Origin of the sequence: Corallococcus caeni, assembly GCF_036245865.1 — a bacterium.
Lineage (GTDB): Bacteria > Myxococcota > Myxococcia > Myxococcales > Myxococcaceae > Corallococcus > Corallococcus caeni.
On record NZ_BTTW01000006.1, the window covers coordinates 645796 to 668060 of the forward strand.

Consider the following 22265-nt stretch of genomic DNA (forward strand, 5'->3'; position numbering starts at 1 on the left):
GCTCAAGCCGGATGGAGCCTCCGGGCGAAGAAGGCCAGGATCTCATCGCGGGCCGCGAGGGTCGGCTCTCCGGCCGCGTCGATGAGGTGCGCCGTCACGACGCTGTGCGCGTTGCCGACGATCCGTTCGAAGAACGGTGGAGGCTTGGGGTTCGCGGCCGAATCCGGCAGCACCTTCGGGAGGAAGCGCGGCCCCAGCGCCTCGGCGTAGGCCGCGAAGCGCTGGGCCGTGCAGTATCGGTCTCCCGCGAAGCGGTACGCGAGCACCGTCAGGTCCTCGCGCTCCAGCCGCTCCTTCACGGCCGCGGCTTCACCGGGGGCGATTTGAATCGCGCCCGGCGCTTCCAGCGGCAGCGAGGGCTGGCAGAGGACGGGCGCCAGCACCGCGGGCTCCAGCATCATGCTGAGCGCGAAGTTGCCGGTGAAGCACATCCCGATGGCGCCGACGCCGGGGCCTCCGCACTCCGTGTGCGCGAGGCGCGCGAGCGCACGCAGCCACTGCGTCACGGGGCTCGACTCGTTCGCCGCGAAGGCGCGGAACTCCGCGCTCACGCACGCGCGCTTCATCACGGCCAGGCCTGCCTCCGCCTCCGGATGGGCACCGTCCTTTCCGAACAGCGACGGAATGTAGACCGTGAAGCCCGCGTCTCGCACCCACCGGGCGAAGCGCGCGACGTGGGGGCTGATGCCCGGCATCTCGGCCATGACGATGACCGCGGGACCGCGGCCGGCGACGTAGACCGGGCGCATGACCGAATCGAGGGTGATGGACCGCCGCTCGAAGTCATCGAGCGGGTCGTCGGCGGTGGACTCAGGGGCGGAAGCTCGCATGCCGGGAGGATGCGGAAGCCCCGCCGTCCGGGCCAGTGGCGACATTGACAAGCTTCGGTCTAGTCTTGCCATCGTGATTTTCCATGTCGTGCTGGATGGAGTGGCCGAAGGCCCGCTGGGCGTAGGACTGGACGTGGTCGCCACGGCCACGCGACTCATGGAGGCAGGCCTCTCCCCGGGGCCCGGGCGAGCGGAGCCGCTGCGTCAGCGCGTGGTGTCGCTCGACGGCCGTCCGGTCCGCTCGGGCACGGGGCGCTCCGTCTCCGTGGACGGCGCGCTCAGCCTGCGCAGCGTCAAGGCGGGAGACGTGCTGCTGGTGCCCGGGCTCTCCGCGGCCAGCGAGCGCGCCATCGAGCACCTGCTCTCCCGCGCTGACACCGCGCGCGGCATCGAGTTGCTCGCGCGCGCGGCGGCGAAGGGGGCAATGGTCGCGGCGTCCTGCTCGGCGACGTTCGTCCTCGCCGCGGCGGGGCTGCTCGCGGGACGGAGCGCGACCACGACCTGGTGGCTGGTGCCGGCGTTCGCGCGTCGCTTCCCCGAAGTCACCGTCCGCGCGGACCGGATGGTCGTCGAGAGCGACGGCGTCCTCACCGCGGGCTCGGCCTTCGCGCACGCGGATTTGATGCTGGCCATCGTCGCGCGCGTCGCCAGCCCGTCGCTCGCGCACCTGGTGGCCCGCTACCTCGTGCTCGATGAGCGCGTCTCCCAGTCCCGGTACATGGTGATGGAGCACCTGCGCGTCGCGGATCCAGCGCTGCGCGCGGTCGAGCGGTTCGTCGCGGCGAACGTCGGCCGGCAGCTGACGCTGGACGAGCTCGCCCGCGCCGCCGCCACCTCCACGCGGACGCTGGCACGGCGGGTCCAGGCCGGCCTGGGCATGACGCCGCTCGAGTTCGTGCAGCGAGTCCGCGTGGCTCACGCCTCCCACCTCCTGGAGACGACCCGGGAGTCGGTCGAGGAGGTCTCCGCGCGGGTGGGCTACGCCGACGCGGCCGCGTTCCGCCGCGTCTACAAGCGGCACGTCGGCGAGACGCCACGAGGACGGCGGACGGGGGGCATCCGGAAGCGCTGAGCCTCACTTCCGCTTCCGGCCACGGGGCCGCGGCGTCGGCTCGGTCAGCGTCGCCAGGGCATCCACGAAGAGCCGGACCTTGTTCGGAAGGTTCAGCCGGCTGGGGTAGACGACGTGGATGGGCCGCATCGCAGCGGGCTTGGGGCCGAAGAGGACCTTCAGTCGCCCGTCGCGGAGGGCCTCCCGGCAGACGATGTCCGGGACGCGCGCGATGCCGACTCCCTCGATGGCTGCCTCGCACGCGAGCTCGCTGTCATTCACCATCAGGACCGGATCGATCCGGGACTTCACCCCTTCGGCCTCCCACGTCTCGAACGCGCTGAAGCCGATGCAGCGCGCGGAGCGCAGCTCCCTCGCGTCCGGGGGGCCGTGCTTCGACAGGAAGCGGGGGCTCGCCACGAAGTAGACCGCGCCCTCGCCCAGCTTTCGCGCCACGAGCGACGAGTCATTGAGCGGGCCGATGTGGATCGCGACGTCGAATCCCTCTTCGATGAGGTGGGGCCGGCGGTCCGCCAGCACCAGCTCCACCCGCGCTTGGGGATAGCGGGCGAGGTACTTCGAAATCACGGGGGTGAGGTACCGCCGGCCGTAGAGCATGGGCGAGGAGACCCGCAGCAGGCCGGTGGGATCCGCCTGTCCCTGTTGCACCTCGTTGTTCGCTTCGTCGATGAGCGCGGCAATGGCGGCGCAGCGCTCGGAGTACATCACCCCGGCCCCGGTGACCCGCAGGCGCCGCGTGGTCCGTTCGAGCAGCCGCACTCCCAGGCGTTCCTCCAGCTGACGGATGCGCTCGCTGACGGTCTGCTTGGTGATGCCGAGCTTGAGCGCCGCCCGGGTGAAGCTCTCCTCGCGGACGACCGTCGCGAAGAGGACCATGTCGGCAGGGGGAATCATGACCGTCAAGCCTAGCCTGACAATGAGTTCGACGGAGGCCGCATTGTCCGGGCGCTCCGGCCGCCGCATCTTGAGGCCTCCCGCGACACCCAGGAGCGCCACCCATGAAGCTCTACTTCGCCCCCAGGACCCGAGCGGTCCGTCCCCGCTGGCTGCTGGAAGAACTTGGCGTGCCCTACGAGCTGGTCAGGGTCGACCTCTCTCAACAGGAGAACACCGCGCCTGCCTATCTGGCGGTGCATCCGCTGGGGGAGCTCCCCACCCTCGTGGATGGGGACGTCACGCTGCTGGAGTCCCTGTCCAGCTGTCTCCATCTGGCGGACCGGTTCCCGGAGAAGCACCTGGCGCCGCCGGTGGGGTCCGCGGAGCGCGGTCCCTATTACGGATGGATGGTCTTCGCGGAGCTGACCCTCGATCCCGTGGTGATGGCGTTCTACCGGGACGTGCAGGCGCCAGCGGAGCGCGAGCCCTCGGACGCGGCGGTCGAGAAGCACAGGGCGCGGCTCACGGCCGTGCTCGACGTCATCCAGCGGGGACTCGGCGGCCGTGAGTTCCTGGTGGGCGGGACGTTCACCGCCGCCGACGTGGTGATGGCGTCCATCCTCCACCTCGCGAACACGCTGCTGCTGCTCGGCGGACATCCGGAGCTGGTGGCCTACGTCCGCCGTCACAGCCAGCGTCCGGCGGTGCGCAGGGCCGTGACAGGGTGAGACGCGGAAGCGCTACGGAACCAGGCTCCTCTCAAGGTGCTCGAGAACCTGCTTCGCACGCGCCCTCGGAGACCCCTCGACCTCCAGCACCTCCACCCCGAGGGCATGAGCATCCGTGAGGAGGAGCTCCTTCAGCTGCTCGTCCACCGACAGGCGCAGCTCCTCGTCCTCCGAGGCGGAGAGCGCAATCCGATCCGGCTGCTCGATCCCAACCAGCACGATCAGGTCGAGCTTCCGGAGGGCGCTGCGGACGCGCGGGAGCCAGACGTCGAGGTCGAACGCGTCGTGGTCCTCGTGGGCCAGCAGGTACCCGATGAAGTCCACCGGACATCGGTCGAACAGCACGTCGCGCGGGGCCTCGTCGAGGTCGGCGATGGACCGTGCGAGCTGCGCTTCGAAATCGTCGACCGAGGGGGGCGCGGCGAACGCGTACCCCTCTTCCTCCAGCTGGTGGTACGGCTCATCCACCGTCACGTAGTCGGGGAGGAGGTCGGACAGTTCATCAATGAGGGTGGACTTTCCCGCGCGATGCGTGCCGGTGACCGCGATTCGCATTACCAGGTCCTCGCCGAGACCAGCCCCGCGTCCGCAAGGGTCCGGAGGAACGAGAGAAGGAGCATGTTCACTCCATCCTACGGGGCTCACTTTCCCTGTGAAGGCTTTCCGTGCGCACCGGCCCCAGGGCAGCATGGCGCCATGCCGCGCGCATCCCGCTTGCTGGAGCTCATGCAGATCCTGCGTCGCCGCCGCACGCCGGTCAGTGGGCAGGCACTTTCCAAGGCGCTCGGAATCTCGATCCGCACGCTGTACCGCGACATCGCGCTCCTGCAGGAGCAGGGAGCGGAGATCCAGGGCGAGCCCGGGCTTGGCTACGTACTGCGGCCAGGGTTCACGCTGCCGCCGATGATGTTCTCCGTGGAGGAGATTGAAGCCCTCGTGCTCGGTGCACGGTGGGTGGCCGCGCGCGGCGACTCGCGACTGCGGGCCGCCGCCGAGGACGTGGTCGCGAAGATCCGTGCGGTGCTGCCCACCGCGATGCGAGACCAGGTCGATGACGTGATGCTGACGGTGCCGGTCATGGATGCGCCTGCCACCGTCGACCTCTCCGTCATCCGCGAGGCCATCCGGACGGAGTGCAAGGTCACGCTCACGTATCGGGACGAAGCCGGAGCCGGAACGCGGCGCACGGTCTGGCCGCTCCTCATCGGCTTCTTCGACCGGGTGATGGTCCTGGCCGCCTGGTGCGAATTGCGCGCGGACTTCCGGGCATTCCGCATCGACCGCATCGCCAGCGTCGAGCCCTCCGACGCCCGCTACCCGGGCAGGCGGAACACCCTCGTCGAGGAGTGGCGAAGGCGGCAGAAGAAGTCGACCACTGCCAGGAACTGACACTGCCAGGCGCTACGTCTCGGGTGTCCCCCACTGGAGGAACACCCGATGCGAACCTTGAACTACCTGTTGCTTCCCGTCCGCAGCCCTCGGGAGAGCGCCACGCTCTACACCCAGCTCCTGGGCTGCAAGCCCGTCGAGAACTCGGAGACGTTCGTGCTGTACGTCCTGCCCAACGGCATCAAGGTCGGGCTGTGGGCGGCGAGCGACATCGAACCCAGGCCCGTCACGCCCGGCGGCATCGAGATCGCCTTCAGCGAGACGAGCCGGGAGGCAGTGCTCCAGACCTACGAGGCGTGGACCGGCCTGGGGCTGAAGGTCCTGCAGCAGCCCACGGACATGCCCTTCGGGTTCACGTTCGTGGTCGAGGACCCCGACGGGCACCGGCTGCGCCCGTTCGTGCTGGCCGAACGGCCGCGCTGAGTCAAAGCAGCTCCGCGAGGCGGGCCCGGTCCACGTCGACCTGGAGCTGGCGGGCGGCGATGGCCGCCGCACGCCCCAGGACGCCGGTATAGGTGGGAAACGAGAGGGGAATGCGAGCCAGTTGCTCCACTCGCATCCCCGCCTCGATGGCGATCGCCGCGGTCTGGACCAGGTCCACCGCGCGCTCTCCCACCACGTGGCAACCGAGGATCTTCCGCGTGGCGCGATCGACGATGAGCTTGCAGAACCCGGTCGTCTGGCCATCGATGAGGGTCCGCGTCGTCGAGTCGAAGGGCACCACCGCCACGACGACGTCGTGGGTTTGACGTGCCTTCGCTTCGGTCAGGCCCGCTTGCGCGTACTCGGGATCGGTGAAGCTGCCCATCGGACTCACCTCGTCCGTGACGGAGATCATCGGTGAACGTGCCGCGTTGGAGCCCGCGACGAACCCGTCCTGCAATGCCTGGGGGACCAGCATCATGCGCCCTGTCACGTCTCCGGCGGCGAAGATGTGCGGCGCGGAGGTGCGCAGCTGGGCATCGACACGAACGAAGCCTCGCGGGTCGGTCTCGACGCCCGCGACCGCGAGGTTGAGCGCGGAGGTGTCGGCCCTCCAGCCCACGGCGGCGACGACGAGCGCGGCCTCCGCGCTGTCTTGCACGCCGTCCCTGGAGAAGACCATCCGCACGCCCCCTGGCGTCGCTTCGAAGCGTTCAATCCTGCCGAAGTCCTCGCGCACCTCCATGCCGGCCTGACGGAAGGACTCCGCGACGGCGGCGGCCACGTCTTCGTCCTCGGTCGGCAGGATGCGTGCTCCCGCCTCGAAGAGCTGCACCCGTGTGCCGAAGTCATTGAAGACCGACGCCACCTGGACTCCCGTGGCGCCACCGCCGACGACCAGCATCGTCGGTGGAACGGAGGTCAGGCTCCACGCATCGCTGTGGGTCTTCGTGAGCTCGAAGCCCGGGATGGGGAGGCGCCGGCTCACGCCGCCGGTGCAGAGGATGAACTTCTCCGCTCGAAACCGGAGCCCACGCTGGGTCTCGAGGGTGTGCGGGTCCGAGAAGCGCGCGGCGCCTGCGTGCTCGTGCACGGTGACGCCCGCCGCGGCGAGCTGCTCGCGCAGGGCCGCGTGGGTGCGAACGTCGCCGGACACTTCGCGCACGCGCTCGAGCAGCCGCTCGTAGTCCAGCACGGGCTCTGTCACCGCGATGCCATAGCGCCCCAGTTGCCGGGCGTCGCGGAGCAACCGCGCCGCCTGCGCCAGCGTCCTCACCGGAACCGGTCCGTCGTGGGCCGCCATGCCGCCGAACTCGTCGCGGGTGACCAGGGCGGTCCGGGCGCCCAGGTCGCCAGCGCGGAGCGCCGCGAGCAGCCCCGCGGGTCCGGCACCAATGACCACCACGTCCATGGGGATTGAATCGTTCAAGATTGGATCTCCGCCAGCCACCGCAGCGCGCGCAGCCCGGGCATGAAGCCGTACTCGCCTCCGCGCGTGACCACGAACCGCGGCAGGCCCTGCAGCCGCCTGGGGATGGGCCGCTTCGGGAAGGAGAAGGCGCCCGTTCCATCGTGCGCGCCGCCGATGGGGTCCTTCGCATCGCCCAGACCCAGGAAGTCACCTCCGTTGGCCCACTCCTCTTGCACGAACTCGAACTGCCGCCCGAGGTGCGCGCCGATGAAGGCGAACATCAACCCCCGGTCGACGCCATCGTCCTCGAGGACTCCGTCGGGCAGCTCGGGGCCGTAGGCGGTCCCGCGCCGGATCATCCGGTGGAGCCTGACCACGCCAGCGACAGACGCGTCGCGGGGGTTCGTTCGCCGGATGTGCGACCCGGGAGGCGTCTTGTATCCGGTCGGGTCATCTGAATAGTGGAAGTCATTGCTGCGCGACGCATCGGCGCCCAGGGTGGGAACGTCGTGGAAGGGGCACAGCGCCAGCGGCGCGCCGCTCCGCCACCTCCCCATCATCTTCGCCGCCAGGACCTCCTCGTCCTCCGGGCTGTTCGCGGCGTTCTTCAGGTACTGCCTGAACGCGGCCACCCGCTGATGAAGCTTGCGGAAGGCGACGTACGTTCCGTTGCGTCCCAGGACGTCAGGCCGGGGCATCGGGGAGACGCCGCCCGTCTCATCCGGGTAGCCGAGGACGAATTCGCCCGACCTGAGCGGCGTCTCATGGGGATTGCTCCCTGGGATGCCGCTCCCCTCGATGGCCGGATGGCTGATGCCGTCCCTGAACCCGAACGGCTCCTTGCCCGTGCTCAGGGCGTGGCAGTCCTGACGCCAGATGGCCTGGACGCCACCCAGCTCCCGCAGGGCCGTGTGCGCACGGTCCAGCGCGGCTTCGAGCCGGGCCTCATCCGGCGAAAGCGCCGTCAACACGACGTGGACCTCGCTCGTCCCCAGCGGAGCTTCCCAGTGTTCGGGGCCGCTCTCACCGTCGTCAGCCAGCGCCTTCGCCCGGGCGGCCATGCCCTGCCGGAACTCCCACGCGAAGCTGTCCAGGGAGTCTCGCGGTACACCCAGCGCCTCGAGCCCGCGGTACGTGAGCGCGACGCCGAGCCCCAGGTCGGCATCCGGGCTGCCCGGCTGGGCGGCCGTGCTCACCACCGGGCCGAGCCGCCTCATCAGCTCCCGTCCCGCGCTCCGCTCGTCGATGCGCAAGAGGATGTAGGTCGCGACATACGGAGACGGCCGGGGCCGCAGCACTCCGCTCTGGATGTCGTCGAGTTCGAGCATCTCAATGGGCCGTGGCGAGGTTCTTCCAGAAGCGCACGAGGCTCTCGTCCGCCCCGAACAGGGTGCTGAAGACGGTGGAGTCCGCCACCAGCACGTCGCCGGCCCTGCCGTCGCCCGGCGGCATCCACACCAGCGCATTGAACTCGGTGTTCCCCGCGTTCGTGAACGGATGGGGCCGGGTCCGGTCGATGGGCTGCTTCGCCAGGACGCGAGCCGAACGGGAGCCCTCCTGGGTGACCGCGTAGTGCGGCAGGTGCATGTGGAAGTTGAAGTTCCGCACCCCGGTCAGCCAGCCGCGCGTATCCAGGTCCGCCATCACCGTCAACGGGGCGCTCCGGTTCGTTCCTTCAACGACGGCGGGACGCAGCCCCCAGCGGTTCTCCACGGGGATTCCCAGCCCCTTCATCAACGAACGCGCATAGCCGCCGAAGCGTTGCTGACGCGGCACCAGTGCGTCGCCATGGTGGGCGTATTCCATGGCGCGCTCGTCCAGGTCCGGTGAGTGCCCGACGTCGTGGTGCGGGCCCAGCACCAGGCAGGTGCCTTCGCGCTCCAGGAATGCGCGGACCGCTTCAATCTCCTCCGGGGCGGCCACCTGTCCGGTGACGTCGTGGTCCAGACCGAAGACGAGCAGCGTGTCCGCATCCGCGAGGACCCGCTCGTCGAGTGGCAGGGAGAAGCCCGCCTGGTCGACCCGCTGGAACATGGGGACCTTGTTTCCGGTGACCTCTTCGATGACCTGCTGGAACTTCACCCATGCCCAGAAGAAGAGCTCCAGCGAGCCCGCGATTCCCTGCTGGAACCTCAGCGCGTCCGACCACTGCGGGGACTCGTAGGCGGGCCAGAGCACCCGGCGAACCTCGACCATCGTCGAGAACCGATTGTCCATCTCGGCGGTATTGCGATTGGCCTCTCCGGGGTAGCTCCAGGACGTGTAGACGCTGACCCGCCGATGGCCCCTCGAGTATTTCCTCGGCGTGTGGTTCTGGTTGTAGGTCCGCCCGGATGGCTCGCTCATGACAGGTCCCTACTGCATCTGCTCGAGCATCTCGGTGAACGAGGCCTTGAGCTTCAGGGCCTTCTTGATCTCATCGCTCGTGAAGTACGGATACTCGCCGTATTCGAGGAAGCTGTTGCACTGGTGGTCCCGGAGGAACTTGACGAACGCAGGCGCGTTGGTCTTCCAGTCCATGGGAAACCCTTCGAGGTTCTCGAAGGCGGTATTGATGCCGGACTTCGTGAAGAGAACGACCGCGTCCTCGGTGTATTTGTCGAAGTCGGTGTCGAAGATGCCCTGATACATGAACCGGGTGTCGTCATCGAAGAGCACCCAGCGGAGGTAGTGGAGCTTGAGCGGTGCCAGAAGGTCCGGGGTGCCCTTGAGTGCTTCGGCCAGGCTCTGGCCGTAGCCGCGCAGCGTATCGCCGCGCCCCGGCTTGACGTTGGCGACAATCGTGAAGCCATAGCAGGCAGGGGTCTTCGGGAAGATGGGACCGTACTTCCCCTTCTCGAGGTGGTCCGTCGACCTGGGTATCGCCATGGCCTGGGGTTTGATCTCCATCGCCCGTCTCCCTTTGCTCGTGCATTTCAAGCTCGGAGTGGGGACCGGCACCTGCAAGTACGCCATCGCCTTCGAGCGGGAGAGCACAGGCTGTCCCGTCGTCTCAGCACGCAGGGCGGCAACACGCGCGCCCCCTCCTGGGCAGAGGAGGGGGCGGTTGCCCGGTGTCTAGCCGACGTACGCCGCCAGGTGCTTGCCGGTCAGCGTGGACGGCGCCGCGACCAGCTTCGCCGGAGTGCCTTCGAACACGATCCGCCCACCGTCGTGGCCCGCGCCCGGCCCCAGGTCGATGAGCCAGTCCGCGTGCGCCATGACCGCCTGGTGGTGCTCGATGACGATGACCGACTTGCCGGAGTCGACCAGCCGGTCCAGCAGTCCGAGCAGCTGCTCGACGTCGGCCAGGTGCAGGCCGGTGGTCGGCTCGTCGAGCACGTAGACGCCGCCGTCCTCGCCCATGTGCGTCGCGAGCTTCAGCCGCTGCCGCTCGCCACCCGACAGCGTGGTGAGCGGCTGGCCGAGCCGCAGGTAGCCGATGCCGACGTCCGTCATGCGCTTCAGGATGGCGTGCGCGGCCGGGGTCTTCGCCTCGCCCTTGTTGAAGAAGGTGACCGCGTCCGCGACGGGCAGGTCCAGCACCTCCGCGATGTTGAGCCCGCCCAGCCGGTAGTCCAGCACCGCCGCCTGGAACCGCCGGCCCTCGCAGTCCTCGCAGACCGTGCTGACGCCGGCCATCATCGCCAGGTCCGTGTAGATGACCCCGGCGCCGTTGCACGTCGGGCAGGCGCCCTCGGAGTTGGCGCTGAACAGCGCGGGCTTCACGCCGTTGGCCTTCGCGAACGCCTTGCGCACCGGCTCCAGCAGGCCGGTGTACGTCGCCGGGTTGCTCCGCCGCGAGCCCTTGATGGCGCTCTGGTCGACCGTCACCACGCCGTCCCGGCCCGACACCGAGCCGTGGATGAGCGAGCTCTTGCCCGACCCGGCCACGCCCGTCACCACCACCAGCACGCCGAGCGGGATGTCGACGTCCACCTTCTTCAGGTTGTGGGCGCTGGCGCCGCGCACCGTCAGGGTCCCCGAGGGCTTGCGCACCGACGGCTTCAAGCGGGCCCGGTAGCCCAGGTGCCGTCCGGTGAGCGTGCCGCTGGCCCGCAGCCCTTCGACGGTGCCCTCGAACACCACCTGGCCACCGGCGGTGCCAGCGCCGGGCCCAAGGTCGACGACGTGGTCGGCGATCTCGATGGCCTCCGGCTTGTGCTCGACGACCAGCACGGTGTTGCCCTTGTCGCGCAGCCGCACCAGCAGGCCGTTCATCCGCTGGATGTCGTGCGGGTGCAGCCCCACCGTCGGCTCGTCGAAGACGTAGGTCACGTCGGTGAGCGCCGACCCGAGGTGCCGGATCATCTGGGTGCGCTGGGCCTCGCCGCCGGACAGCGTCCCTGACGGCCGGTCCAGGCTGAGGTAGCCCAGGCCAATCTCCACGAACGAGTCGAGCGTCTGACGCAGCGTCGCCAGCAGCGGCGCCACGGACGGCTCCTCCAGGCCGCGCACCCACGCGGCCAGGTCGTTGATCTGCATCGCACAGGCCTCCGCGATGTTGATGCCCTTGATCTTGCAGGACCGGGCGGCCGCGTTGAGCCGGGTGCCGCCGCACTCGGGACAGGCCGTGAACGTCACCGCCCGCTCCACGAACGCACGGATGTGCGGCTGCATCGCCTCCACGTCCTTGGACAGGAACGACTTCTGGATGCGCGGAACCAGCCCCTCGTAGGTCAGGTTCATGCTCTCGACCTTCACCTTGGTCGGCTCCCGGTAGAGGAAGTCGTGGCGCTCCTGCTTCGTGTACTTGCGGATCGGCTTGTTCGGGTCGAGGAAGCCCGAGGCCGTGAAGATGCGCACCTGCCAGCCATCGACGGTGTAGCCCGGGATGGTGAGCGCGCCCTCGGCGAGCGACTTCGTGTCGTCGTACAGCTGGGACAGGTCGATGTCGTTCACCGACCCCATGCCCTCACACCGGGGACACATGCCGCCGGTGACCGTGAACTCGCGCCGCTCCGTCTTTCCTTCGCCCTTGTCGGTGGACATCTGGCCCACGCCGCGCGCCGTCGGGACATTGAAGGAGAAGGCGTTGGAAGAACCGATGTGCGGCTTGCCGAGCCGGCTGAACAGCACCCGCAGCATCGCGTTGGCGTCCGTCGCCGTGCCCACCGTGGAGCGGGAGTTGGCGCCCATCCGCTCCTGGTCCACGATGATCGCGGTCGTCAGCCCTTCCAGCACGTCGACCTCCGGCCGGCCCAGCGAGGGCATGAAGCCCTGCACGAACGTGCTGTAGGTCTCGTTGATGAGCCGCTGCGACTCCGCCGCGATGGTGCCGAACACCAGCGACGACTTGCCGGACCCCGAGACGCCGGTGAACACCGTCAACCGCCGCTTGGGAATCTCGACGCTCACGTCCTTCAGGTTGTTTTCCCGGGCACCCCGGACGCGGATGAGGTCGTGGCTGTCGGAGGGCTGCGGGGTGGAGGAGGTCATGGGCTTCTTCATGGCGACCGGTATATGCCTTGACGGGAATATGAAGCAATGGGTATATGAACGGCATGGAATCAACGTTCGCGATCATCGCGGAGCCGAACCGCCGGAGCATCCTCAGCCTGCTGGCGGCGTCGGAGTGCTCCGTCGGCGAGCTTGAGCGCCAGCTGAGGATGCCCCAGTCCTCCGTGTCCAAGCACCTGCGGGTGCTGCGTGACGCCGGCTTCGTGGAGGCGCGCGTCGAGGCCCAGCGGCGCGTCTACCGGCTGCGCCCGGAGCCGCTGATGGAGGTCGACGCGTGGCTGACGCCCTTCCGGCGCTTCTGGACGGCCCACGTCGACGCGCTCGAACGCCATCTCGACCGGATGGACGAGCTACCCAAGAAAGAGAAAGGAAAGAAGTGATGAGCCACCGCGCGAAGTACACGCCCGGCCCCGCGGCCGGGGCCAGGATCCAGAAGGAAGGGGACAAGTGGACGCTCGTGCTGGTCCGCGACCTGCGCCATCCGCCCACGAAGGTCTGGGAGGCGATCACCGACCCCGAGCACCTGCGCGAGTGGGCGCCGTTCGATCCCGACCGGAACCTCGCCACCGTCGGCGCCGTGAAGCTCACCACCGTGGGGGCGCCGAAGGAGCACGTCGCCGAGTCGCAGGTGAAGCGGGCGGAAGCGCCGAGGCTGCTCGAGTACGGCTGGGGCGGGAACGACATGCGCTGGGAGCTGGAGCCGCTGGCGACCGGCGGCACCCGGCTCACGCTCTGGCACAACATCCACCGTGGCTTCATCTCGATGGGCGCCGCGGGCTGGCACATCTGCTTCGACGTGCTGGATCAGCTGCTCGCCGGTGAGCCCCTGGGCCGCATCGTCGGCCCGGAGGCCATGAAGTTCGACTGGCAGCGCCTGAACGTCGAGTACGCGAAGCAGTTCGGCGTCGAGCCCCCCAACCCCCCTTCCGCCCCCCGGACCTGAACATGCCCCGCACCAAGGGAATCCTCATCGGCTTCTGGAGCTTCACCGCGCTCTTCTGCCTGCAGATCGGCTTCACCGCCTACGCGCAGCTGAACCTGCCGCAGGTGGCGGAGTCGTTCACTCACCTCGGCTTCCCCGGCTACTTCCGGGTAGGGCTCGCATGGGCCAAGCTCCTGGGCGTGGCGGTGCTGCTGGCGCCGGTGCCCGCGCGGCTCAAGGAGTGGGCCTACGCGGGCTTCGCCTTCAACCTGATCTCCGCGCTCATTGCCCACCTCGCGGTGGGGGATGGCCCGCAGGCGTGGGGCTTCGCGGTGGGCACGGGCGTGCTCTGGGGGGGCTCGTATGTCCTCTGGCGCCAGCTCCAGGTTCGCCCGCAGGCCCATTCGCTGGAGGTCGCCCATGGCTAGCAGTGACCAGGCCACCGGAGCCGCCGCATCCCGGCTCATCGACCAGCGCATCCTCGACCTGGGGGACTGGCGCGGGGAGACCCTGGCCCGCATGCGGGCGCTCATCCTGGAGGCCGACCCGGAGATGATCGAGGAGTGGAAGTGGATGGGCGTCCCGGTCTGGTCGCACAACGGGATCGTCTGCACCGGGGAGTCGTACAAGAAGGCCGTGAAGCTCACCTTCATGAAGGGAGCCAGCGTCCCGGACCCCAAGGGCCTCTTCAACTCCAGCCTGGAGGGCAACACGCGCCGGGCCATCGACATCCATGAAGGGGAGAAGGTCGACGCGCGTGCCTTCAAGGCGCTGGTGAAGGCCGCGGTGGCGCTGAACGGTCCGCCGAAGAAGAAGCGGTAGCGCGTCAGCGAAGGGGGACGCCGCGCACGCACGAGTCGTAGAGCGTCAGCGAGACCTTCTCGGTCTTCCTTTCCCGCAGCCAGGGCACGCCATGTAGCTCGAGGTCCACCGTGCAGATGACGATGGATCTCCTCCGGGCGACGTCCTCCAGGCGGCGGAGCACGGCGGACAGCATCTCGCCGTTGAAGGGGGCGTACAGGAAGAACACCGACCCATCGAGTTCGATGTCGGCGGCGTTGGCGTGGACGAACGAGACGCCGGGGAGGGCAAGCTCGGCGCAGCGTGCCCTGGCGCGGTGGACGAGCGGCTCCTGGAGCTCCACGCCCTGCGCTCGCGCCCCGGACAACAGGTGGGCGAGGATCACCACGCGCCCCAGTCCTGACCCGAGGTCGACGAACGCGCTCTCGCGTCGGAGCGGCACCTCGTCCACCATCGCGAGGATCTCGCTCACACCGCTCGGCAGATAGGGCACCGCCCCGCGTGGGAGGTTCGCGATGTCTGGCGGCGGCTCCTCGAACCCGAGCAGCGCGTCGACCCAACTGTCCCGCTCAGGAGCGGGTATCGAGAGAAGGAGCTCGCGGAACGCGTCTCCGCGCAGCGCGCCGGACTTGATGTCGGCGCGCACCTGATGCAGTGAGGCCGTGTCCAAGGCGCCGGGCTTGTCGTGCATGCTGTCGCTCCTTCACAGCGAGGGGTGCGCCGAGCCTATGGCTGCGTGACGTGCACGAGGCTGGTCATCGCATCCACGTACAGGGTCGTGTCATCCGCGTACAGCGGCAGCAGGGGAGTGACCGAGACCTGGTTCAGCTTCGTCTTGCGGAGCTGCTGCGTGGCCGGGTCCTTGAACACGGCGTAGGGGACGTCCTGGATGACGTAGGGCTCGCCATCCAGGTGGCCGATGATCATCAAGACGTGGCCGGGGACGACGACGAGGTCGCCCACCTGCGCCTGTTCCAGTGCTCGCACCCGCTCGGCGTGTGAGTCCTGCGCCGTGAAGAGGCGGTGGTTCAGCGCAGCGCTCTTCCCCTGCATCCCGGAGTTGGGGGGTAGGACCAGACCCATGCCGCGGTACACCTCACTGGTCAGGCCGCTGCAATCGCGTGCATTGAACTGGTGGCCCCACCCGTAGCGCTCGCCAAGGAACTTGAACGCCTGGCGGAGGATGTTGGCGCGCGTCAGCGGCAGATAGCCTGGCGCGGTGTCGGCGGTCCGGCGCAGCAGCGCGCTCTTGAACGCCAGCGTGCCGTCCTGCCCGCGCACCGGCAACAGCACCGGCCACGACGCATAGCTGCTAGCGCCGTTGACGGGCTCGCCGGGCGCCACGTTCGCCAACGGCAGCGCGACACCCATGTCGAGCTCGAGCTCGGACACCTCTGGCGCTTCCGGCGTGAAGACCGTGCGCACCTGGTCGCCCGTGACGACACGCCCGGGCGCCTTGGCCACGTACGAGAACACCGCGTCCGCCGTGCCCTCCGCGATATCGCCGCGCTTGACCCACGCGGGACCCTGCGTCGTCACGACGAACAGCCATTGCTGGTCCGCGCTCTGATGCGCGATGACGACCGGCTCACCCGGGAACAGGATGCCGGCCTGCAGGCTCTCGTAGTCGCGCAGGTCCTCCGAAGCGAAGAACTGGCGGTCGGACGGAAGTGACCGCAGGTGCGTGCGCCGCACGCTGAGGCCGTAGCGCGCGGCGGAGGCTTCGGGGATGTGCCCGGCCGCGGCGTTCTGGCGCAGCTCGTCGAGCATCGCCTCCGTCACCGGCCGGCCCTGTTCGTCGATGGCCGCCTGGATGGGCGTCCGCTGCGCCTCCCCGACCCAGCCTGCGACCTGTGCCCGCGTCAGCGTGGCCGGGAGGCGCTTCAGGTCCATCAGCCCGCCATCCGGTTCGAACGCGCGCAGGCGCTTCGCCGTCACCTGGTCGGCATCGAGCAGCACCGCATCGGGAGATGGCGCGCGGCGGATCCAGAACCCGGGCGACAGCATGTCCTCGCTGAACGCGGGCACCCCGGACGGAGACACGGCGAGCGTGGACGGCGTGGCGCAGGCACCAAGACTGGCGGTGGCTCCCATCATGACGAGCGAGAACACCCGCATGCGCCAGGCGCGGACACCCGTCCGGCGCTTCGTCACACAGGGCGGAGGGGAGGAGGGGGATGCCAGGTGGCTCATGCGTTCTGCTCCGGGCGCGCGGGTCATCCCGTTCGTGGCCGGTCGCTCTCCTACCGAAAGAACGAACTCTCAGCGCCTGCTATTTCGCGGACTGGAGGCGTCCTCCCCGGAAGGCGCACGGCGGCCCCGCGACGCGCGGTGCGATATGCTGACGCGACAAGTCCTATGGCCTCCGCTCGGAACTCCCCTGGTTTTGTCCGCGGCTACGTGCTGCCTGCGCTGCTGCTCTTTGCCCTGCCGCTGCTCGGGCTCTGGTTCTCCGGTCATGCTTCCGACCGCTACGACGCGGACGTGCTCGAAGCCGTCAAGAAGCAGCTGGACCAGGACATGTCATTGAGCGACGCGGACCGGCAGGAGGCGTTCGCCTTCTACCGCGACGTCCCCGCGTCAGCGGCCTGTCTGGGCGACGACGTGGAGTTGACGCGCTACCGCAACAGCCTGGGCGATGCGTGCTCGGACCTGAAGCAGTTCCAGTGGGCCCATCTCGCCTCCTGGCTCCTGCTGGCGCTCGGGCTCGCCGCCACGGCGGTCGCGCTCCTGTGCGGCCTGGCGGCGTTCATCTCACGCCCCTTCCAGTACGGCGGCTTCCTGGTGGGCTGGCACGTGCTGCGCGTCTCCAGCGCGCTCCAGGTGCTGGGGCAGGGCGCCCTGCTCGTGTGGCTCTCCTATTGGATGACCGCGCTGTGGACCCAGCGCTACTACCCGAAGCTCATCCTCCTCATGGCCGGCGTGGCCGCCATCGCCGTGTTCGTGGTGGTCGTGGCCATCTTCAGCCGCCCGTCCATGGACTTCGAGGTGGAGGCGGAGGAGCTCCCCGAGGAGCGGGCCCCGGAGCTGTGGGCCTGCGTGCGCGGGCTGTGCGAGCGGCTGAAGACGTCCCCGCCCGACCACATCCTCGCGGGCATCGACACCAACTTCTTCGTCACCGAGCATGAGGTGCGCGTGGGCGGGCGCGTGCTGTCGGGCCGCACGCTCTTCGTGAGCGTGTCCCTGCTGCGCACGCTGGAGCGCTCCGAGGCGGAGGCGGTGCTGGCGCACGAGATGGGGCACCTCCTGGGCGGTGACACGGGGCACGGCAAGCGGCTGGCGCCCATGCTGTCGCGCTTCGGCCACTACCTGCAGACGCTGCACGAGGGCGGCATGACGCAGCCCATCTTCTATTTCATGAGGGCCTACCGCGGGCTGTTCGAGCTGTCGTTGGGCCGCAGCCGGCGCGCCAGTGAGCTCGCGGCGGACCGGCTGGCGGCGGGGGTGACGTCGGGGCAGGACATCGCCCGCTCGTTGGTGAAGGTGGGCGCGTACGCCAGCTTCCGTGCGCGCGTGGAGGAGAAGCTCTTCGCCGAGGATACGCGGCACCACTCAGTGGCCATCGCGCAGCGGGTCGCGCACGGCTTCTCCGAGTATGCCCGGTCCGAGGCGGTGCACGACGACCTGCAGCGCGCCGTGACGCCCCATCCCTTCGACTCCCATCCGCCCCTGTCCGCGCGCATGGAGAACGTGGGCGTCCACCTCAAGCCCGCGGACATGGCGCAGGCGCTCCTGGAGCCCGTGACGTCCTCGTGGGTGGACGCCATCGTGGACGCGGAGGCCATCGAGGCGCGGCTGTGGGCCGTCTATGAGGAGCGCTTCGCCCAGGCCCATGACCTGGCACTCGCCTGCCGCTACGAACCGGCCACGGACGAGGAGCGGCAGCTCGTGGAGAAGCACTTCCCGCCCCGGGTCTTCGAGGGCAAGGAGGACGGCTACGAGGTGCGCATGGACTACGCGCAGGTGACCTGCACGGAATGGGAGCAGCCCGTCCTGTTCGACCAGGTCGCTACCGCCTCCACCGCCGAGCGCCTGTTCAAGCAGTACCTGGACCTGGATGTCATTGGGGAAGGCCGCTTCACCAGCCGGCGCTCCATCTGCCTGAGCAAGCTCCAGGAGCCGGATGCGGTGCTCCAGGCCTTCCAGAACTACCTGGGACGCCACCGGTACATGAAGGCGCACCGCCCCGACTCGCAGGCGGCTTGAGGCCGCTTGCCGCGGCGCAGGTGGTGACTGGCGCCATCCGCATGGTGACCGCAGTCACCGGCTGAAGGCCTGGCGGGCGTTCCCCATCCCAGAGAGATCCACGGGTTGCGGGGCCCATCGGGTTGGCATCCGCGCTGCAATGAGACAGCGCAACGATGTCCCGAACCCGGTGACCCCATGATCCTCGCCAAGCCCACGGCCCTCTCGTCTTCCGCGCTGCGCCCGAGCGCTGTTCCGTCCGCCTCCGTCACCCCGAAGCAGCAGCTGTCGGCGGGGCCCGTCCAGGACACGGGGACCCGGAGCACGCTCGCGCGAGGCTTCAGCCCGGTGGATTCCTTCGAGCCCGCGGCGATCATCAACCGGCGGCAGCCCTCCCCCGCGTCCATGCCGGCTCCGGCGCCCCAGGACTCCGGTTCCGGCGTCCCGAGCGCCAATGACAAGCGGCCGGCCGGCGACACCCGGACGGCGGCGCAGATCGTCGACGACTCGCCCGTGCTGAAGAAGCTGGGCCGCCAGAAGGACATCAAGTTCGAGCAGCTGTGCAAGCAGACCGGCGTCGACCCCAAGCTCGACCTGAAGGACCCGAAGCAGAACGCCGACGGCGTCTACCGGCTGACGAAGGTGCTGGAGTTCATCGACAGCGCGAAGGCCTCCACGGGTGGGGACCGCGAGAACAAGGTCCAGGGCGGCAAGGGCGACGGCAACATCGAGGGCATCACCAAGGACGGCGATGCGCGCCACGGCACGGAGGCCGGCATGCTCAAGGACTTCGCGGAGAAGGGCTACTCCTTCCTCGGCGAGCACCAGCTGCCGACCACGAAGGACACCCACGTCAAGGCGGACGGCAGCAACAAGGACAACTTCCAGTGGGCCGCGGGCGAGGCGGGCAAGGCCCTGTGGTTCGTGCCGGGACTCAGCAACGTCCTGACGGGCGTGGGCAACTCGGAGGGCGGCTTCAAGGGCGTCCTCGAGGGCGCCGCGACCGGCTACCTCAACACCCTGAAGGGCGCCGCCGAGGGCGTCATCGGCTCCATCACGAAGGGCCGCGCCAACCCGGCCGGAATGATCTTCGGCGCCTACATGGGCGCGCTGGGGAACACCGAGGCCGCTCCCCAGCCGGTGAAGGACATCGCCAACCTGTTCTGAGCCAGGAGCGGTGGCCCTCAAGGCGTGTCGGGCGGCTTGAACCCGGGCGCATCCCACGGGAGGCCTTCTGCCGTCCGCGTCTTCGGCGCCTGCCGCTGGAGCCACCCCTGGATGAAGAGCTGCTCGGTGGGCGTCAGCCCTGTCCACACCGTATCGGGAAGTGGCAGCCCCGCGGCGACCACCACCCCGGGAAGGCGCTGGAGCGCCTGGAGGTCCACACCTCCAGGCGCCCTCGCGAGCGCCACCCGGGGGCGCAGCACGTGCTCGATGCGGACGTGCTCCCGGAGGCGGGTGAGCGCCGCCTCCGCGCTCCCGGTCGCGAGGATGAGCAGGACTTCGCGCTCGTCCGTCTCCATGGAACGTCCTCCTGAAGCCGCTAGGCGTGTGGCCGCGGCTGGGTCTCCGTGACGGCCACTTCCGGCGGGACGCGGAGCCCGACACCCCGGGCGAGCTGCCCTTCCGCGGCCTCGAGGGAGCCAGGGATCACGTTCTGGATGATCCACGTCGCCCGCAGTCCGCCGGAGCCCGCGTCGTAGCGCAGCACGCCCAGGTAGCGGTCTCCCGGATACTGGCTGCGCACGGTGATCTCGGACTTGCCATCGCCGTCGACATCCCCCGCGAGCAGGTACGCGTCGTTGGCGTTCAGCCTCCATCCGGCGGCGCCGCCGGGCACCGTGTCCTGCGCAATCCAGGCCGCCCTGAGGCGGCGCGTGTTCGGGTCGAAGCGCACCAGGCAGACGTGGCGGTTCGCGGTGTCCACGGTGTGCACGAACAACTCCGCCTTGCCGTTGGCGTCCAGGTCTCCGGCATGCAGGTAGGCGTCGCGCTGGCTCATCGTCCATCCGCCCGGAAGGGTGTTCTGGAGGATGCCGTCCGCCTTGATGCCATGAGTGGCCGGGTCGTAGCGCAGCACGCCGACGTAGCGGTCTCCCGCGTACAGGCTGCGCACGATGAGCTCCGACTTGCCGTCGCCGTCCAGGTCCCCCGCGAACAGGTACACGTCGCTGGTGTTCATCCTCCAGCCGCCGGGGATGAGGTTGTTCACGATCCACACGGCCTTGAGCCCCTGCGTGGCCGGGTCGTAGCGAATCAGGCCCAGGTAGCGGTCTCCCGTGTACTGGCTGCGCACGAGGAGTCCCGTACCGCCACCCCCTTCGAGGTTTCCAGCCGCCACGTAGGCATCGCTCACGTTCATCACCCAGCCGCCGGGGACGGTGTTGTCGACAATCCAGACGGCCTTGAGCCCCTGCGTGGCCGGGTCGTAGCGCAGCAGGCCCACGAAGCGGTCCCCGGAGTACTGGCTGCGCACGAGCACCTCCGTCTTGCCGTCCCCGTCGATGTCACCCAGCGCCAGGTACGCGTCGTTCGTGTTCATCTTCCAGCCGCCGGGAATCTCGCCCTGGACCTGCCAGGAGACGAGCGGGCCGCCGATGCCCTCCGCGTAGCGCACGAGCGCGAGGGCGGGCTGTCCGCTCCGGCGCTGCACGAGGCTCACCGACCTGCCGTTCCCGGCGAGGTCGCCCAGGTCCAGCCACACGTCGCTCGCCTGCATGGGCCAGTCCCCGCCGGGGAGCGAGTGGAAGGCCGACCAGCCGACCTCGAGCCCGGCGCCGCCTGTCACCTGCCGCAGCGTCGCGGCGCGCGGCTCGCCCTGCTCCCGGCTGCGCAGCAGCACCTGGCTCTTGCCGGTGCCCGTCAGGTTGCCCAGGCCGAGGTCGGCGTCAGTCTGCATCAGCGTCCAGGGCGCCGGGAAGCCGAGCTGCAACGGCGTGTACCCGCAGATCTCGAAGCTGTTGGCATTCATCAGGCACGGGACGCCCCCCGCGGGCGCGCAGGTCTCGCAGTTGCCATTGGGGGCTCCATACCGGCCCCAGATGCCGCCGCACCCACAGCCGCTGCTGCCGTACTCGTCCGGGGCTCGGAAGATGTGACCCGTCTCGTGGGCGAAGACCCGGTCGATGTTGTCGGGGTGCCAGCCGTCGTTGTCGTACTGCATCGCCAGTCGCGGCCCGCCCAGCGAGGCGTAGGCGAACCACGGCTGCGGGTACTTGGTGAAGAGGCCGCAATACGTCCAGCGCGTCCCGAAGCGTCCCCGCAGGGCCTCGATGTATTGGATGACGCCGTCGAAGGAGGCCGCGTAGCCCAGGGAGGCCATGGCGGGGTCCCGCCACACCGCCTCCAGGTCCGCCGCGCTGGGGTTCGCCGGCGTGGGAATGCGCACGTGCTGGATGTCGTAGGTGAAGCTCAGCCCGGCGGAGGGGCTGACCGTGGGGAACCAGGAGAGCCCGTTCTGGACCTCGGCCACCACCTTGATGAGCTCGTCGTTGCTGAACTGCAGCTCCGGCGTCGGGCCCGACACGATGACCAGCCCCACCGACACGCTGCCGGCCATGTACGCGCTCCAGGGCACCCCTGCCTTGAGCGCCGCGGCCTTCGCGCCCCCCATCCTGTCGATGGGCGCCACCTCCGTGCAGCTCCCGCGCATGTTCCAGGTCTGCCCCTGCCGGGGCCGCTGCTTCTTGGCATCCTGGTACGCGGAAGACTGACGCAGCCGCAGGGCCGCCAGCCCGAGTGACTCCACCCGGTCGAGCTTGTCCGTGAGCTCGCGAGGAACCTCGGAGGCGTCCGGGTAGACGTTCGCGGGTGTGGGCAGATGCAGCGCCCGGGGGCGGGTGCTCCCGATGATGTGGACGCGCTTGCCGTAGTGGTGGACGGCCGTGGGAGCGGGACCCTCGCGTGCCCCGGGCGGCGCCTCGGGGCTCTCGAAGGGCTTCTCGCCGACGAGCACCTGCTCGTAAAGTGGAATATCGCCTGCCATGGTCTGGGGCCTCCCCTGTGTCCCGCTGGACCTTCGGGTCCATCACACAGATAGGCATTGGCGCCGGGAGGGGAGTCACCACGGCGGCGAGCGCCGCGTCAGGCTGAGCCCCGGCGGCGCTCGTCGAACGCCTTCTGGAGCAGGGGGCGATGACAGCTGTCCTGGAACTGGTGACCGCAGTCACCAGCTCCCTGGCCGCGCCCT

The 22265-nt window shown here is 69.4% G+C and carries 22 protein-coding genes; 10 read left to right on the forward strand and 12 right to left on the reverse strand.

From position 1 onward, the window contains the following. Positions 1 to 2: 2 nt before the first annotated feature. A complete protein-coding gene (locus tag AABA78_RS26860) occupies positions 3 to 830 on the reverse strand; it encodes a dienelactone hydrolase family protein (protein ID WP_338267097.1) in 828 nt (275 codons plus the stop codon). Between the two features lie 73 nt (positions 831 to 903). Between AABA78_RS26860 and AABA78_RS26865 the strand changes: the two genes are divergently transcribed. Next, positions 904 to 1902 (forward strand): GlxA family transcriptional regulator, encoded by a 999-nt coding sequence (locus AABA78_RS26865; protein WP_338267099.1) that lies wholly within the window; start codon positions 904 to 906, stop codon positions 1900 to 1902. 3 nt (positions 1903 to 1905) lie between these two features. On the opposite strand, the gene AABA78_RS26870 is transcribed toward AABA78_RS26865, so the two are convergent. Then, positions 1906 to 2796: a LysR family transcriptional regulator gene (locus AABA78_RS26870; protein ID WP_338267101.1), complete on the reverse strand. Its 891-nt coding sequence runs from the start codon at positions 2794 to 2796 to the stop codon at positions 1906 to 1908. Between the two features lie 104 nt (positions 2797 to 2900). On the opposite strand from AABA78_RS26870, the gene AABA78_RS26875 reads away from it, so the two are divergent. Then, positions 2901 to 3506, forward strand: a complete 606-nt coding sequence (locus AABA78_RS26875; protein ID WP_338267102.1) for a glutathione S-transferase family protein — start codon at positions 2901 to 2903, stop codon at positions 3504 to 3506. Positions 3507 to 3518: 12 nt separating this feature from the next. Here AABA78_RS26875 and AABA78_RS26880 read toward each other — a convergent pair whose 3' ends face one another. Continuing rightward, complete coding sequence (locus AABA78_RS26880; protein ID WP_338267104.1) at positions 3519 to 4061, reverse strand: AAA family ATPase; 543 nt, start codon at positions 4059 to 4061, stop codon at positions 3519 to 3521. Between the two features lie 141 nt (positions 4062 to 4202). Between AABA78_RS26880 and AABA78_RS26885 the strand changes: the two genes are divergently transcribed. Together AABA78_RS26885 and AABA78_RS26890 are read left to right on the forward strand one after the other, a co-directional pair. Beyond that, positions 4203 to 4895 carry a helix-turn-helix transcriptional regulator gene (locus tag AABA78_RS26885; RefSeq protein WP_338267106.1) on the forward strand — a complete coding sequence of 231 codons (693 nt, stop codon included), beginning with the start codon at positions 4203 to 4205 and terminating at the stop codon, positions 4893 to 4895. A 48-nt stretch (positions 4896 to 4943) separates the two neighbouring features. Then, positions 4944 to 5318 (forward strand): VOC family protein, encoded by a 375-nt coding sequence (locus AABA78_RS26890; RefSeq protein WP_338267108.1) that lies wholly within the window; start codon positions 4944 to 4946, stop codon positions 5316 to 5318. A 1-nt stretch (position 5319) separates the two neighbouring features. Here the strand turns inward: AABA78_RS26890 and AABA78_RS26895 are convergent, their stop codons facing one another. The 5 genes from AABA78_RS26895 to AABA78_RS26915 form a co-directional block, all read right to left on the reverse strand. Beyond that, complete coding sequence (locus tag AABA78_RS26895) at positions 5320 to 6747, reverse strand: dihydrolipoyl dehydrogenase family protein (RefSeq protein ID WP_338267110.1); 1428 nt, start codon at positions 6745 to 6747, stop codon at positions 5320 to 5322. Further along, positions 6744 to 8057: a Dyp-type peroxidase gene (locus tag AABA78_RS26900; RefSeq protein ID WP_338267112.1), complete on the reverse strand. Its 1314-nt coding sequence runs from the start codon at positions 8055 to 8057 to the stop codon at positions 6744 to 6746. The genes AABA78_RS26895 and AABA78_RS26900 overlap by 4 nt, the downstream gene beginning before the upstream one ends. Before the next feature lies 1 nt (position 8058). Further along, positions 8059 to 9075 carry a hypothetical protein gene (locus AABA78_RS26905; protein ID WP_338267114.1) on the reverse strand — a complete coding sequence of 339 codons (1017 nt, stop codon included), beginning with the start codon at positions 9073 to 9075 and terminating at the stop codon, positions 8059 to 8061. Positions 9076 to 9084: 9 nt separating this feature from the next. Then, positions 9085 to 9618, reverse strand: coding sequence for a hypothetical protein (locus AABA78_RS26910; protein WP_338267116.1), 534 nt, complete (start codon positions 9616 to 9618; stop codon positions 9085 to 9087). 168 nt (positions 9619 to 9786) lie between these two features. Beyond that, positions 9787 to 12147, reverse strand: a complete 2361-nt coding sequence (locus AABA78_RS26915; protein WP_338267118.1) for an ATP-binding cassette domain-containing protein — start codon at positions 12145 to 12147, stop codon at positions 9787 to 9789. 65 nt (positions 12148 to 12212) lie between these two features. Here AABA78_RS26915 and AABA78_RS26920 point away from each other — a divergent pair, with 65 nt between their 5' ends. From AABA78_RS26920 to AABA78_RS26935, 4 genes are read left to right on the forward strand one after another with little or no spacing between them, the layout of a single operon-like run. Further along, complete coding sequence (locus tag AABA78_RS26920) at positions 12213 to 12548, forward strand: ArsR/SmtB family transcription factor (RefSeq protein ID WP_338267121.1); 336 nt, start codon at positions 12213 to 12215, stop codon at positions 12546 to 12548. Next, complete coding sequence (locus tag AABA78_RS26925; protein ID WP_338267123.1) at positions 12548 to 13111, forward strand: SRPBCC family protein; 564 nt, start codon at positions 12548 to 12550, stop codon at positions 13109 to 13111. The genes AABA78_RS26920 and AABA78_RS26925 overlap by 1 nt, the downstream gene beginning before the upstream one ends. A 2-nt stretch (positions 13112 to 13113) precedes the next feature. Next, a complete protein-coding gene (locus AABA78_RS26930) occupies positions 13114 to 13518 on the forward strand; it encodes a DoxX family protein (protein WP_338267125.1) in 405 nt (134 codons plus the stop codon). After that, on the forward strand, positions 13511 to 13912 hold the full coding sequence (locus tag AABA78_RS26935; protein WP_338267128.1) for a DUF1801 domain-containing protein: 402 nt from the start codon (positions 13511 to 13513) through the stop codon (positions 13910 to 13912). The genes AABA78_RS26930 and AABA78_RS26935 overlap by 8 nt, the downstream gene beginning before the upstream one ends. A gap of 4 nt (positions 13913 to 13916) precedes the next feature. Here AABA78_RS26935 and AABA78_RS26940 read toward each other — a convergent pair whose 3' ends face one another. Both AABA78_RS26940 and AABA78_RS26945 read right to left on the reverse strand, forming a co-directional pair. Further along, on the reverse strand, positions 13917 to 14582 hold the full coding sequence (locus AABA78_RS26940) for a class I SAM-dependent methyltransferase (RefSeq protein ID WP_338267130.1): 666 nt from the start codon (positions 14580 to 14582) through the stop codon (positions 13917 to 13919). A gap of 35 nt (positions 14583 to 14617) precedes the next feature. Next, complete coding sequence (locus AABA78_RS26945) at positions 14618 to 16009, reverse strand: SH3 domain-containing protein (RefSeq protein ID WP_338267221.1); 1392 nt, start codon at positions 16007 to 16009, stop codon at positions 14618 to 14620. A 282-nt stretch (positions 16010 to 16291) separates the two neighbouring features. On the opposite strand from AABA78_RS26945, the gene AABA78_RS26950 reads away from it, so the two are divergent. Both AABA78_RS26950 and AABA78_RS26955 read left to right on the forward strand, forming a co-directional pair. Further along, positions 16292 to 18097 (forward strand): M48 family metallopeptidase, encoded by a 1806-nt coding sequence (locus tag AABA78_RS26950; RefSeq protein WP_502260924.1) that lies wholly within the window; start codon positions 16292 to 16294, stop codon positions 18095 to 18097. Between the two features lie 177 nt (positions 18098 to 18274). Then, positions 18275 to 19243, forward strand: a complete 969-nt coding sequence (locus AABA78_RS26955; RefSeq protein WP_338267134.1) for a hypothetical protein — start codon at positions 18275 to 18277, stop codon at positions 19241 to 19243. A gap of 17 nt (positions 19244 to 19260) precedes the next feature. Here the strand turns inward: AABA78_RS26955 and AABA78_RS26960 are convergent, their stop codons facing one another. Continuing rightward, entirely contained in the window at positions 19261 to 19599 is a 339-nt protein-coding gene (locus AABA78_RS26960; RefSeq protein WP_338267136.1) for a hypothetical protein, read from the reverse strand. A gap of 20 nt (positions 19600 to 19619) precedes the next feature. Beyond that, a complete protein-coding gene (locus AABA78_RS26965) occupies positions 19620 to 22061 on the reverse strand; it encodes an FG-GAP repeat domain-containing protein (RefSeq protein WP_338267137.1) in 2442 nt (813 codons plus the stop codon). Between the last annotated feature and the right edge of the window lie 204 nt (positions 22062 to 22265).

Excerpts from the sequence above, each read along its gene's own strand:
- AABA78_RS26860 (WP_338267097.1), bottom strand. The coding sequence starts at position 830 with ATGCGAGCTTCCGCCCCTGAGTCCACCGCCGACGACCCGCTCGATGAC.
- AABA78_RS26870 (WP_338267101.1), bottom strand. The coding sequence starts at position 2,796 with ATGATTCCCCCTGCCGACATGGTCCTCTTCGCGACGGTCGTCCGCGAG.
- AABA78_RS26875 (WP_338267102.1), top strand. The coding sequence starts at position 2,901 with ATGAAGCTCTACTTCGCCCCCAGGACCCGAGCGGTCCGTCCCCGCTGG.
- AABA78_RS26880 (WP_338267104.1), bottom strand. The coding sequence starts at position 4,061 with ATGCGAATCGCGGTCACCGGCACGCATCGCGCGGGAAAGTCCACCCTC.
- AABA78_RS26885 (WP_338267106.1), top strand. The coding sequence starts at position 4,203 with ATGCCGCGCGCATCCCGCTTGCTGGAGCTCATGCAGATCCTGCGTCGC.
- AABA78_RS26890 (WP_338267108.1), top strand. The coding sequence starts at position 4,944 with ATGCGAACCTTGAACTACCTGTTGCTTCCCGTCCGCAGCCCTCGGGAG.
- AABA78_RS26900 (WP_338267112.1), bottom strand. The coding sequence starts at position 8,057 with ATGCTCGAACTCGACGACATCCAGAGCGGAGTGCTGCGGCCCCGGCCG.
- AABA78_RS26905 (WP_338267114.1), bottom strand. The coding sequence starts at position 9,075 with ATGAGCGAGCCATCCGGGCGGACCTACAACCAGAACCACACGCCGAGG.
- AABA78_RS26910 (WP_338267116.1), bottom strand. The coding sequence starts at position 9,618 with ATGGAGATCAAACCCCAGGCCATGGCGATACCCAGGTCGACGGACCAC.
- AABA78_RS26915 (WP_338267118.1), bottom strand. The coding sequence starts at position 12,147 with ATGACCTCCTCCACCCCGCAGCCCTCCGACAGCCACGACCTCATCCGC.
- AABA78_RS26920 (WP_338267121.1), top strand. The coding sequence starts at position 12,213 with ATGGAATCAACGTTCGCGATCATCGCGGAGCCGAACCGCCGGAGCATC.
- AABA78_RS26925 (WP_338267123.1), top strand. The coding sequence starts at position 12,548 with ATGAGCCACCGCGCGAAGTACACGCCCGGCCCCGCGGCCGGGGCCAGG.
- AABA78_RS26930 (WP_338267125.1), top strand. The coding sequence starts at position 13,114 with ATGCCCCGCACCAAGGGAATCCTCATCGGCTTCTGGAGCTTCACCGCG.
- AABA78_RS26935 (WP_338267128.1), top strand. The coding sequence starts at position 13,511 with ATGGCTAGCAGTGACCAGGCCACCGGAGCCGCCGCATCCCGGCTCATC.
- AABA78_RS26940 (WP_338267130.1), bottom strand. The coding sequence starts at position 14,582 with ATGCACGACAAGCCCGGCGCCTTGGACACGGCCTCACTGCATCAGGTG.
- AABA78_RS26945 (WP_338267221.1), bottom strand. The coding sequence starts at position 16,009 with ATGCGGGTGTTCTCGCTCGTCATGATGGGAGCCACCGCCAGTCTTGGT.
- AABA78_RS26955 (WP_338267134.1), top strand. The coding sequence starts at position 18,275 with ATGATCCTCGCCAAGCCCACGGCCCTCTCGTCTTCCGCGCTGCGCCCG.
- AABA78_RS26960 (WP_338267136.1), bottom strand. The coding sequence starts at position 19,599 with ATGGAGACGGACGAGCGCGAAGTCCTGCTCATCCTCGCGACCGGGAGC.
- AABA78_RS26965 (WP_338267137.1), bottom strand. The coding sequence starts at position 22,061 with ATGGCAGGCGATATTCCACTTTACGAGCAGGTGCTCGTCGGCGAGAAG.